The sequence below is a fragment of the Fulvivirga lutimaris genome (assembly GCF_009711525.1).
Classification (GTDB): Bacteria; Bacteroidota; Bacteroidia; order Cytophagales; family Cyclobacteriaceae; genus Fulvivirga; species Fulvivirga lutimaris.
This window is the reverse complement of the sequence record NZ_SMLV01000388.1, coordinates 1-13215: the sequence shown is the minus strand read 5'-3', so window position 1 is coordinate 13215 and position 13215 is coordinate 1. Positions and strand designations below refer to the sequence as shown.

The window sequence follows — 13215 nt, the reverse complement described above, 5'->3', positions numbered from 1 at the left end:
ATGAGTAGTAAGTAATTAGTACCGCGACCATTTCTTAGAACCGCTACTAATTGGGGTTTATTAACTGTTTTCTGGGAGTTCTAAGGCTTTAAAAAATAACACCCATCTGCATTTGATTTGAAATAGGTCTATTTTAGATGACTAAATCTATTATCAAATGTCAAGAGTTGTCAAAATCATTATTGGGATAATTGCAGTTCTTGCTGTAGCCTTCTTTGTATTCAGAACACCTGATATACCACTGGAGGAGATCAAAGCTAAATATGCAGATGAGGCATCTCAATATATTCAGGTAGATGGATTAAATGTTCATTACAAACAGGAAGGCTCAGGGCCTAACTTGCTCTTTTTACACGGCACTGCATCATCGCTTCATACCTGGGATGGCTGGGTAAATGAATTAAAGAATGATTTCCGGATCACCCGACTAGACTTGCCTGCTTTTGGAATAACCGGTGCGCATCCTAACGGTAATTACTCCATGGATTTTTACGTTAGCTTCTTAGATAAATTCATCTCACAATTAGAACTCGATACCATTTTCCTCGCTGGCAATTCCTTGGGTGGGGGCATAAGTTGGAGCTACACCCTCCACCATCCTTACAAAGTGAAAAAGCTTATTCTTCTGGATGCAGCCGGCTACCCATCAGGGGCAACTCCTTTTGTATTTAAGCTTGCCAAAAATGATTTTACTGCCCGATTATTAAAGAACATAACACCAAGATCATTCATAGAGAAAAACATAAAAGAGGTTTATTATGATGATTCAAAAATCACAGATAAGCTCATTGACCGATATTATGAACTCGCATTGGCTCAAGGAAACAGGCAGGCTTTTGTAGACAGGGCCAGAACAATCATGACCTATGAGTTTTACCGGATACCGGAGATCAAAACACCAACATTAATTATGTGGGGCCAATATGATGAATGGATTAATGTAGATAATGGACGCTCTTTTGACAAGGACTTACCTAACAGCAAAATTATGATCTATGAATGCGGCCATGTGCCTATGGAAGAATTACCTACTCAGACCGGGAAGGACGCAAGGAGTTTTTTGATAAGTGAATAGAAATGTTCAAAATAATTAATATCTCAGAATAGCCTTTCTCACTAAATAGAAGTCACTATAATTGATATATGGCAACTCGATCAGTTAAAGACAGAGCCCTGTCAATTCTATTTAATTATAGGAAAACTCCAACAGTACTTAATGACTCTTACACAAATGAGATCGACAATCTTGTATTTAGATACGAAAAGCCAAGTTACTTATATTTATGGCGATCAATTTGGCCATTTTTTCTGCCCATTTTTTTAACAACATTGACTTTTACTCAGTCAACCGATAGTCTCTCCTTAGCTTTTCTGATTGTTTTTCTTTTAGTGCTATGGTTTGGTGCAGTCAAAGTATCTGCGGTCAATATTTTACATTTTCTTAACCCTGGACCTGAATGGATTATTGATAAGAATGGTGTAACTTTTAAATCCGACATTTATAAGTGGAATGAAATTAAAAGCACCTATTTTATTCGTATGATTAATGGTGCCGAGGCTTTAAAGATAAAGACCAATAGGAAGGAATTGGAACTCAGCATTTCTGGCATTTCACTGTCTCAAGAAGAACTAGCGCACTACATTGAAGTTTTTAAAAGAGATTATTGCCCCTCTTAGTTTTCATCAAGACCATTATTATTTCTAAAAATAAATCTCCTGAGCCAGCCTATAAGTATTGGCATGAGCTTCAATGATGTCTCTAATTTTTTCGGAATACCCGCCACCCATGCTGGCTACAAGCGGCACCTGATTATCAAAAGTGGTTTTCAAAACCAATTCATCACGCCTTTTACACCCTTCAATGCTTAATCCCAAACGGCCCAGTTTATCAGTCGCCAATACATCAACACCAGACTGAAAGAAAATGAAATCTGGCGCTACCTTTTGCATGAGCTCTTTTAAGTTTTCAGCCAACAATTTCAAATAGGTCTTATCATCTGTGCCGTCAGCCAAACCGAGATCCAGATCCGATTTTTCTTTATGCATGGGATAGTTCTTTTCGCCATGCATGCTGAAAGTAAAAACCCGGGTATCATTTTGAAAGATCTCAGCAGTGCCATTGCCCTGATGTACGTCCAGATCAACCACCAAAATCTGTTTAGCCTTCTTTTGATCCAATAAATAATTAGCCGCTATGGCTATATCATTCAAAAAACAGAACCCCTCCGCCCTGTTGGTGTAAGCATGGTGTGTACCGCCTGCTATGTTCATAGCCACACCGTATTGCAGCGCATAATCTGCTGCCTCTATGGTACCAGCATTTATGGTAATCTCACGCTCCACGATCAATGAGGATAAAGGGAATCCACTTCTTCGTTCCTCCTGCCTGCTTAAATTCAGCTTTTTGAGTTTCTCCCAGTATTCTGCATCATGAGTTGACAAAATCTCTGCTTCTGTCAGCTTACGAGGGTGAAAAAAATTATCATGCTGCACAGTGCCCTCATGCAGGAGTTGCTCTGGTAGCAAATCATATTTCTCCATAGGGAAACGGTGCCCTGCAGGCAACGGATGGTTATAGATTTTTGACCAGGCTATTTTTAACATTGAATTCCTTAATATAAAATGAAATATGTAGGCAAATTATTTGAAGTGATATTCATAGATGATCTCACATACATCAGCTAACTCGTAAATAAAATATCCAATATTGAAACCACAAGTTCTGATAATAGTTATTTAATGTTGTCAATATAATGAACCAGGAAAAGAGAAATTAAAATTCTCAACTAATTCACATTATGGAAGAGCTAAAAAAAGCCATCGAAAAAACAACAGATAAGATTCTAACCATAGAAAATACCTATAGAAATTTACCCATATTAAAAACCAATAATCCGTCAGAAATTCGTGAAGTCATTGGCGCAGAGCTGCCTCAAGACGCTGTTTCATTCGATACTTTACTCCATGATTTTGAAACTCAGATCGCTCCATTCTTAAACAGGAACACCTCGCCAAAATATGCTGCCTATATCACTGGAAGTGGCAATGGCATCGGTCCTGTGGCAGAGTTTATCAAAGGGTATTATAATCAAAATGCATTGAAGTGGAACAACTCTCCTATTGCCAATGAATTAGAGCAGCTGGTTATAAAATGGATTGCTGATTTTATTCAGCTTCCTGCCTATAACAAGGGTTTTTTGACTTCGGGAGGTTCTATGTCCAACCTTATGGCTTTGCATCTGGCATTAGCCAAACATTGCCCGGAGCGTGAGCAACGGGGTTTCTATAATCAGCAGCCTTTGACAGTTTATTGCTCTAATCAAACGCACTCCAGCATTGAGCGCGCTATGGTTTTTCTTGGTCTGGGAAGAGATTATCTAAGAAAAATAGAAGTCAATGATAGCTACCAAATGTATCTGGCCCAATTGAAATCAGCCTTAGAAAAGGATATCAAGGATGGCCTAAAGCCTTTGGTTGTTATAGCCAATGCCGGCACCACCAACACGGGTAGCATTGATGACCTGAAGGCAGTCGGTGAGATTGCCAGGGAGTTTAACACTTGGTATCATATAGATGGTGCGTATGGTCTGCCTGCACGCACTTTGCCTACTCATTATGATAAATTTGAGGGCGTGGAATTAGCAGATTCTATCATTATCAATCCACACAAATGGATGTATGTGCCTTTTGAAGCCAGCTGCGTTTTGGTGAAAGAAATACCCAAGGCCATCCACTTTGAACCGGACTATTTATACACAGGAAACAAAGGCAGCCGCAATGAGTCTTCTGAGCATACTATAGAATTATCCAAAGAATTTAAGGCCCTGAAAATATGGTTTACACTCAAATTCTATGGAGCAAAACAACTAAGTCAATTCGTTAAAAATGACATTGATCTTATCCATTATTTGGGTGAAAAGCTGAACAGTTCTGAGAATATTGAAGTTGAAAAGGAGCACCCGCTTTCTATCATCTGTTTTCGCTGGTTTGATCCTTCAATGAGTGCAGAAGCCAATGACCAGGTAAATATCAATGCACTCAGGAAAATTGAAAAAGAAGGCGAAATCTTCATCACCGGAACCAAGCTCAAAGGAAAAACTTATCTGCGAGCCTATTTTGGTAATCCAGACAGAACTAAAAGTGATGTTGACTTCATGGTGGAGAAGATTATTGAGACCTTAAGGGATTCCCATTAATTTAACTGATCCAAAATGGCCTTCATCTTCTGATCATCCAGATAATTTTTAAAAGCCTCCTCTTTGAGAATACTTTGTTTAGTTAATTGTGTAGGCCCACTAACAATTTCCTGCAGGTAGTCAAAAAAGGCAGCATCATCCATATTGGCTAGTATTTTTGCCATATTCCATCTGGCCCAATTATTAGGTTCTGCATAAAGCCAAACCTTAGTTAGCACCATAGCAGTCTCATAGTCTTTGTTGTTGATATAATTAAAGCTTGACTCTGCGCAGCGTGCCCAAATGGAATTAAGAATCCTTCGCGCCATATTAGCCATCTGAAAGTCATCCCTCCTACTAAGTTTTTTGTAATAATCGATTTTATTCTGCCACCAGGTCATATCTCTTAATCCGGCATCCTCTTCTACTTTGAGTTTTGTATAATAAAGCTCAGTAAATGCTTCTCCTATCAACTGCCTTTGCTCCATTTCCAACTTATCAATTTTCTCCTTTTGTCTCGATTGCTTTTTGTAGTCCTTAATCTCTTCAATTTGAGTAATGGCATCATTTACATCTTTTAAATCAATCAGGGCATCATAATCATTCAAGAGTTGAAGGTAGGTTGCATGAGCACTCACGTAGTCACCGTGGGTTAGCATACTGTCAGCTCTTGACTTAGTCAAACTAAAGGCCCTCTCTACTGAAAATTGCTCACTTACCTTTTGTTGTTTCTTAAAGTTTTGCAGCTCCATCCAATAGAGTGCTTCTTTCAAATACACCGACTGCGGCCATTGATGGCCAGCATTGAAAATAATTCTAGTGTTGGTCACCTGCTTTTTATCCAGTTCGTTCGCCAGCTCTCTATGCTCCTGATAGTTCATATCCTGATTGCCTACCACAGAGGCATATAATACTTTACTATTATTTGAAAGCTGATAGTCTGGTACTGTTGCAAATCCTGCTCCGCAGGCAATAACACCTCGAATTTTCCCTGTTAGTGATGCAATGGCCGAAGCAACTCTAGAGCCTCCGGAAAACCCTGAAGTATAGACACGATCTATATCAATATTAAACCTGGCAAAGGCATCCGCAAACATGGCATCACCGGCATCAAATGCCAGGTCCCAAGAACCATTACGTGAATTGTTAGAGCTAATAATTATATATCCTAACGCTTCAGCTCCTTCCTGAAATTTAGTCACTGGAAGAGGGCCTCTCGCAGCAGGTTCAAACACAAAAACTGCAGGCCATTTCTTTGAAGCATCATAAAAGCTGGGCAGATAAAGCGCATAGGTTTGATCAGGATTTTGCTCGCACGAAACTGCATTGATTACGACACCTTTTTGTAGTTCCTGACTATAACTAAAGAGGGATGCAAAAATCAGAAGAAGGATTAATACCTTTTTCATATTGAAGTTTTATTAATTACTCAATCCAAAAATACTTATAAAGAAGAGAAGCAATCTCACCCTGCTTGCGGCATTGAAGATTGCTTCTCTATGTTCGCCCTAAGGCGGAATTACAAAGACAACTATACTTAAGACAGTCTCTTTATTTTAAATACTGTTTACTGATCCCACCAGAATCTTGTCTGAAGATTAGGGGTCTGTATAGGCAGATTGCTCAGATTTAATAATCGCTCTTCCTGCGGATAAGGCAATCTTCTAGGAATTTCACCATTGGCATTAAAAGCATTAGTACCTCCTGTTACGATAGTAAGCGCAGGAAAACCTGTTCTTCTGTAATCATTCCAGGCAATAAGGCCCTGAGAAAAACATCCAATGTATTTTTCATCAATAATCACTGCAAGCTTATCATTTGCAGTAGCTGCAGCTGCCCATCTGGCATCCAAATCGGCCTGATAAGTTGCAGGCACCCCAGCTCCGCTAATTTTCAAGAAAGAAGCATTTACCGCTGCATCTAATGCTGCCTTAGCTGCAGCTTCATCAGAAGCATTTCTCATCAACTCAGCTTCAGCCTCAATGAATTTAACCTCCACATAGCTCATAAGCACTACAGGCGAATTGCTACTAGCATAATAACTTGGGCTATCAGCGGAACCAGTTTCAAAAAGACTACCGTCCAAAAACAGCTCACCACGAGGGTCATCAGCTGAAAAGACATTAGTAAAATAATCTCCCATTTTGATATTTCCTGCTCTACTTTGACTGAACTGAAACTGTGGGTTAGTTTCATTTGCTCCATTGCCAAAATACATCTCGAAATCCTCACCATTTGAAGCTATAACCTCTGGCAACAAAGCCAATGCATCGTCATAGGCACTTGCATTTTGCTTAGCTGCCTGGAAAGTGTAACGCATTTTCAATGAATTTGCCGCTGAGATCCATGCATCAAGATCGCCACCAAATATCAAATCATCTCCTGACGGGCTACCACCAAGGCTTTCTGAAGCACTTAAATTGGCTATCGCATCATCCAATAGATTTGGAATGGTAGTATTATACAACTCTTGCTGCGTATCATAAGTAGGATTAAAATTTCCCTGATCAGCTTGAAATGCAGTTGAATAAGGGACATCCCCAAATGCATCAGCTAAAGTACCAATCCCAGTTGCCATCAAGACCTGAGCTACACCTTTGTAATGTGGCGCGTCATTCTCATCAGCTTTTTTGATAATGGTATTGATGGTATTTAAAGAGTTAAAATACATTCTCTGCCATACACCATTCATATCAGCATCTCTGATCAGGTACCTGTAATTGTCAGCCTGCTGGGCATTAATACCCTCAAACTGCTGAGTAAGCAATCCACTGATACGTACAATTTCACCACCTACTGCCCATGATACCGCAGCCTCACCAGATGGCAAAAGCGCAGACATAGAAACATCCGTAGGCACTGAAGGATCTACATTTGTATCGCCAAAATCGCAGGCCGTTACCATACTAAAAATGACTGCTAAGGCGAATATTTTCTTAATTATTATATTTTTCATATCTGTATTTCTTTAAAATGTAACATTAAGATTCACTCCATAACTCTTTGTATTTGGGTTATTGAAGTAATCATACCCAAGTACATTACTTGAATCTCCAGTTAAATTGGTTTCAGGGTCTATACCTGTATAGTCCGTTTTCAGGAATAAATTCCTGGCTGTAAAACCAATATTCACTTTGCTAAAAGGTAGTTTACCAAGCACATTATCAGGTAAGCTATAGCTTAACGAGAGGTCTCTCATTCTTACCCAAGAGCCATCCTCAATAGTCAGCTCGGTAAGATTTACAAAACCATAGTTCTGGTAGTAATTGGTTCCACCATCAGTACCACCTTTTACTATTTCAATGTTGTTAGCAGTTTCAGTAGCAACAACAGATCCATCAGGCTGTACTTCTCCTAAAACACCAGGGAATATTACTCTTTCATTTCTATCAAGTGTTTCGGCACCAACACCAAAGTTGTTAAGCACACCTTTAGTACCATTATATACATCTCCACCTTGTCTGATATCCAGCAAGAAACTTAGTGTTAATCCCTTGTAGCTAAAAGTATTTCTGAATCCAAGTAAGAAATCAGGATTAGGATCACCCACAATACCCTGAGTTGGATCTTCATAAGGAGTTCCGTCAGTTGGGTTGATTACCATATTGCCATTATCGTCTCTTAGGAATCTGGTTCCGAAGAAAATACCATAAGGCTCACCTTCAGCGATTCGTTGCGTACCAAATGGGTCAATAGTAATAAATGGTATACCTTCAGCAAGTTTCTCTACCGTATTTCTAATTCTGGTAAAGTTCACTCCTGCTTCATAGGTAAAGTCTCCGTTATCTATGACAGTAGCAGTCAATGCCGCCTCGATACCTTTATTATTTAGTTCTGCTGAGTTAACTGCTCTTTGTTGCCAGCCACTAGCACTTGGGATAGTAATATTAAGTATTGCGTCAGTAGTAGTAGCATCAAAGTAGGTAAGATCAAGGCCAATTCTTCCATCTAAAAACTGGAAGTCACCTCCGAATTCAATTGTTGTAGTAGTTTCAGCCTTCAACTGGTTGTTTCCTAAAGTAGCACTTGGGTTAAATGCATTAAGACCTAATGCTGGAAATATAACACCCTGAGGATTTGTCCATCCGTCACGAACACGTGATTGTACAAAACCATTATTGGTCACAGCAAAAGGCGCATCATTACCAACCTGTCCCCACGAAGCTCTCAATTTACCATAAGTAAGCAGCGAACTGGTAATATCGAAGGTCTGTGTGAAGTCCCATCCAATACTTGTTGCCGGGTAGAAAAACGAGTTGTTTTCGTCTGGCAATGTTGAAGACCAGTCATTTCTACCACTAAGGTTGATAAACAACTGACTTGCAACATTCAACGTCACAGTGCCATATAGACCATACAATTGTCTACGTGTAACTCCTTCAGATGCATTTACTGCTGTAGCACTGGCAATATTGAAAAAGCCAGGAGAAGCTAGTCCCTGTCCGTCAATCCTGTTAATATGTACATCCTTGTTGAAGTAATTATGACCGATAGTAGCATTCAAGCTCAACTTATCAGAAAAATCCTTGTTAACTGAAACCAAGAAATCTGAGTTAATATCTGTGCTTCTAATAGTTTGGTTGATTACCTGACCAACAGGCACACTTGATGAGTTCACATCATTACGGAATATTCTGTCATCACCATAAGTATCAACACCCAGTCTGTAAGTGAAATCTAACCATGGTAATGCCTTATAATTTAGTTGGGTATAGCCAATAACTCTATTAACATCATCGGTAGTGAAGTTTTTATTCACTGTAAAGTAAGGATTGTCATAGATGCTACCGCCACGATAAGCACGCTGTGTTCCATCTTCAAAAATGTATCCTGCACTGTTGTCAAAGGAAGGTGACGTTCTAAGTAAACCAAGCATAACACCAGAAGTGTTAGAACCATTTTGAAGTCTCTTACCACCAGAATTAACATAGTTGGCAGAGATAGTAGCAGTGAAATTTTTGAAAAGTTCTGCACTAGTTGTTGCTCTAAAACTTGTTCTTGCATAATTACTATTAGGCATAATCCCTGTTTGATCTAACCTACCAACTGAAAAGAAGTAAGATGTTTTTTCAGTTCCACCCTGAACACTCAGATTATGAGTAGCATTGGTACCATCCTGGAAAAAATCCTCTGCATTAGTATATGAGTTAGCAACACGGTTTGTAGCTCTTGGGTCAGTATCAAGTACAATTAATCCATTCGGATCCCACTTTGACGACTCATTTGCATATCTCAGACTGGAAATTAAAGGTCCCCAACTCTGACTTTGAGTAGAGCCTGTCATCGGTGACTGGAAAGTAGGTATTCCACCAACCACGGAACCCTGTGCATAAATATTCTGTAGATCAGGCAATTTATTTACCCTGTCAACAGAATAACCCATGGAGTAATTTATTTTAGCCCCACTACTTCTCGAGCCCTTTTTAGTAGTAATAACCACCGCACCATTAGCCGCTCGTATTCCATAAAGTACTGTAGCCGCAGGCCCTTTCAATACGGTTAAAGACGCTACATCTTCAGGGTTAATATCAATAGCTCTGTTGGAATTAGTAACACCACCAGAACCAAGATTAGCCACATCATCTTCAGGAGAATCAGCCGTGTTAAAAGTAGAGTTATCAATAGGAATACCATCAATCACAAATAAAGGCCCATTGCTGCCTTGAACTGATTTGTTACCTCTAATTCTAATTTGAGCAGCAGCACCTGGAGAACCACCTGAGCTCGTCACCTGAACCCCAGCTACTTTTCCACTTAGTGCGGATACAAAATTGTTTTCTCCTGACTTCATAATTTCATCAGAATCAACATTTTGAATAGAGTAGCCAAGCTCACGCTTATTAGCCTCAATACCTGCAGCTGTTACCACTACTTCACTCAGCTGCCTGATGTCACTTTCCATTTGAACATCTATGACGGCACGAGCCCCAATATTTACTTCCTGAGATTTAAGACCCACGAAAGAAAAAACTAAAATGGAATTTTCAGGCACTGAAATGGTGTAATTACCATCCGCGTCTGTAATGGTCCCGGTAGAGGTTCCTTTTAGCAGTACATTCACTCCCGGAAGGGATGAATTATCATCCTCGGCAGTGACTTTACCAGACACTGTTCTGTCCTGCGCCTGTGTAATGACGGCCCCGAACAGCAGTATCAGAGTAAATGATAAATTTTGTAAAAACTTCTTCATAAGCATTGTTTTTTAATTTTGAGAATTGATTTTATATGGGAAAAAATCTTTCCCATCTTGATAACTTAAAGGTATTCACTTGAAAGCCCTTAAAAACTCCCTTAATGTCGTTAAAATGCGGTTTTTAAAAGATTGCGCTCAGCCTGTTTGAGGCGTTATTTCCCCATTTTGAGCTATTATTATGACTTAAATTGGGGTATATATTCACTGATATTTTAACCTAATTTATTTGCGTAATAACTACTAGTTATGGGTCTTAACTCTAGTATATAGGGATTGCAATATTCTTATAAAGGGAAGCGTTTAATGTCAAAAATATTCCCGAAAGAAATTAAATTTTAGGTTTAATAATTTTCGAATCTTAAATTTCATTATATTGTGAATTATGAAGAATCTACTGGCAATTTTGATACTCTTGCTATGTACTGGACAGGCTGTAGCTCAGGACAAAATATATAAGAAGGATAGGTCTGTTATCGAGTGTAAAATCACTGAAGTTGGTCTTGATGAAATTAAGTATATAGACCCTGAATTGGAAGATGGGCCAATAATTTCAATTTCAGTAGATGACATTATTAAGATTGAATTTAGCAACGGACGTGTAATTGAATATAAAGACAAATTAAACGATCCGAATACTTATAGCGAGGATAAAAAAGTAGCGCTGAAGCTTCACTTCCTATCTCCAATATTTGAAAATCTCGCTTTTTCATTGGAAAAGAATATTAAGCCTGGACAAAGTTACGAAGCGGAGTTGGGGCTAATCGGTATAGGCTTCGATACTGATCCAGACAATAAAAGCAGTGGATTATTTATCTCTGGGGGATTTAAATTTCTGAGAACACCAGACTTTTATTCAAGACAGTTTAAATACGCTCATATTATGAAAGGTGCCTATGTGATGCCTCAAATTATCCTTTCATTTTATCAAAACAAGTACCAACCATTATATTATTATTACGGTACTACGCCAAGTTACAATACTGAGGAAAGAGATGTTGTTGCTGGTGCCTTTCTTATCAACCTGGGGAAACAAGTTGTTTATAACAATGCATTCTTAATTGACTATTCTGTTGGTGTGGGTTACGGTTTCAGCAATATTGATGAAGTAAATAATGAATACGATAATTACAGACCATACCACTATGGGTTTATACTGGGAAGTAAAAACTTTCCTATTGCCGCTACGGCCAAATTAAAAATTGGGATACTTATCAAATAGCGGCTTTTAATAATTTATGACCTGCTTTGCCTTTTGAGCGATCACATCCTGAACTCTTTTACCTTGAATTTTGCTTTCAAGCCAGGAGATGATATCGAAATAGATAAAAGCTCTTTTCTCAAAAGGTCTATTTTGCAGCGGAATTAAAAGGTTCAATAATTTTTCAAACTCAGGTACCAGATCATCTTCAGAAAACTCACCTGCCAGCTTTCTGATAAAGTTTAAAATCGCCTTTTGAAATCGGTATAAATCGTCTTTCTTCAGCATAAAGCGATAGGTAGAGCGGATGTAATAGTCTATCACATCCATATTGCCCAGCTCATAATGACAGATCAAATTCAGGATTCGCGCGAAAGAGTGAATATCTTCACGCAAGTCAATATTCTCAGAATTCAGAATTCTATTTAACCACTGAATTGCCTCTCTGTAATTATCATTTCCAAAATACAGGCATGCCACTTTATAGAATAATATGATCCTAGAATGGTTATCGAGCTGATCTATAAAATCTTCAAGACCAGGCTTAATTCTGTTCATCAAAGAAACACCTGCCTTAAAATCGCCTAGCATGAAAATCCTATTAAACTCATGCACATAGGTATATTTCAAAAGTTTCAGCCTAATATTTTCATTCATTAGATTTTTAGGATAATGCCTGATCTCTCGCATCCTCCTCGAAGTATTCACAAACTTTTTGTACTTGTTCAGCTTGTATTGACCAATCATCAAACTATTAATCGCATTGAGGTAAGTTTCTGTCCTACTTAATCGTAGCTCTTTGTGTGCATCATAAAGCATTACCCATTTTTTGGCAGTTTGGTAGCCCTGCTCAAAATCCTGTATGAAGAAATAATAGCCTGTATAAAGGTTATAAAGGCTTATTTTCTCATTTAGTGATAATGACTCTTCCTCATAATCCAAAATGTTCGATTTGATAATTCTGTTAATAGAATCTAAATCACTTTGGCTTCTTATGTATCCAATTTTAGTATAAATGGAGTTCAGCTGAGCCGTCAAATTGGTAAAAGTATTGACATTGTTAATGCGCTGGTTTACCCCCCTCACATCTTCAATAATCCTGTTTACTCTTGACTCAGTATCCGCACCGATAGTCTGCATGAGTATTATCTTCTCCCACTTCAATATCTCAAGCTGAAGCTCAAGATTATCAATCTTCTGAGCCTTGCGTTTGGCCTTCTTCAGAATATCTACACATTGCTCATACAAACTCCTGTTAAAAAGAAGCTGTGCATGATCAATCATTTCTCTGATTTGGATATCTATTACACTCTTCTGATTGTACTGCCTAATACTCTGCAATAGCTTCTTATAAAGATGTGCTTTCAAGTTAGAAAGCTGCTGTTTTTTAATTTCAGGGGCCTTTTTGATGATGGCTGTTTCATCATATTCCTTTTGGCCATCGATTATTTCGAAAAGCTTGAGATACTTCATATCACTTGAATCAAGCTCAGATTGCAGCTTAAAATACCGTTTTTCCGACTGTTTTAGCGACCTTATCAAATGAAAGAGTGCCTCAGAACCTTCTTTAGACATCGTAAGTAATTAAAGTATTTTACTATCTATTTAATTCAAATATCAACTTTTTGAAATTTTAATCATAATTAGAG

At 38.4% G+C, this 13215-nt stretch carries 9 protein-coding genes; 4 read left to right on the top strand and 5 right to left on the bottom strand.

Going from position 1 to position 13215, the window contains the following annotated elements; translation table 11 throughout:
- The first annotated feature begins 157 nt into the window (after positions 1 to 157).
- Together E1140_RS12270 and E1140_RS12265 are read left to right on the top strand one after the other, a co-directional pair.
- Positions 158 to 1075, top strand: a complete 918-nt coding sequence (locus tag E1140_RS12270) for an alpha/beta fold hydrolase (RefSeq protein ID WP_155183976.1) — start codon at positions 158 to 160, stop codon at positions 1073 to 1075.
- Between the two features lie 68 nt (positions 1076 to 1143).
- A complete protein-coding gene (locus E1140_RS12265; RefSeq protein ID WP_155183973.1) occupies positions 1144 to 1677 on the top strand; it encodes a hypothetical protein in 534 nt (177 codons plus the stop codon).
- A gap of 24 nt (positions 1678 to 1701) precedes the next feature.
- On the opposite strand, the gene E1140_RS12260 is transcribed toward E1140_RS12265, so the two are convergent.
- Positions 1702 to 2604, bottom strand: coding sequence for a histone deacetylase family protein (locus E1140_RS12260; protein ID WP_155183970.1), 903 nt, complete (start codon positions 2602 to 2604; stop codon positions 1702 to 1704).
- Between the two features lie 194 nt (positions 2605 to 2798).
- Between E1140_RS12260 and E1140_RS12255 the strand changes: the two genes are divergently transcribed.
- Positions 2799 to 4196 (top strand): pyridoxal phosphate-dependent decarboxylase family protein, encoded by a 1398-nt coding sequence (locus E1140_RS12255; RefSeq protein ID WP_155183967.1) that lies wholly within the window; start codon positions 2799 to 2801, stop codon positions 4194 to 4196.
- On the opposite strand, the gene E1140_RS12250 is transcribed toward E1140_RS12255, so the two are convergent.
- From E1140_RS12250 to E1140_RS12240, 3 genes are all read right to left on the bottom strand, one after another.
- Entirely contained in the window at positions 4193 to 5584 is a 1392-nt protein-coding gene (locus E1140_RS12250) for an alpha/beta hydrolase family protein (protein ID WP_155183964.1), read from the bottom strand. The genes E1140_RS12255 and E1140_RS12250 overlap by 4 nt on opposite strands.
- A gap of 158 nt (positions 5585 to 5742) precedes the next feature.
- Positions 5743 to 7131 (bottom strand): SusD/RagB family nutrient-binding outer membrane lipoprotein, encoded by a 1389-nt coding sequence (locus tag E1140_RS12245; protein ID WP_155183961.1) that lies wholly within the window; start codon positions 7129 to 7131, stop codon positions 5743 to 5745.
- A gap of 12 nt (positions 7132 to 7143) precedes the next feature.
- Entirely contained in the window at positions 7144 to 10365 is a 3222-nt protein-coding gene (locus E1140_RS12240) for a SusC/RagA family TonB-linked outer membrane protein (RefSeq protein WP_155183958.1), read from the bottom strand.
- Between the two features lie 385 nt (positions 10366 to 10750).
- Here E1140_RS12240 and E1140_RS12235 point away from each other — a divergent pair, with 385 nt between their 5' ends.
- Positions 10751 to 11587: a hypothetical protein gene (locus E1140_RS12235; RefSeq protein ID WP_155183955.1), complete on the top strand. Its 837-nt coding sequence runs from the start codon at positions 10751 to 10753 to the stop codon at positions 11585 to 11587.
- Between the two features lie 6 nt (positions 11588 to 11593).
- Here E1140_RS12235 and E1140_RS12230 read toward each other — a convergent pair whose 3' ends face one another.
- Positions 11594 to 13141 (bottom strand): hypothetical protein, encoded by a 1548-nt coding sequence (locus E1140_RS12230; protein WP_155183952.1) that lies wholly within the window; start codon positions 13139 to 13141, stop codon positions 11594 to 11596.
- Positions 13142 to 13215: the final 74 nt, after the last annotated feature.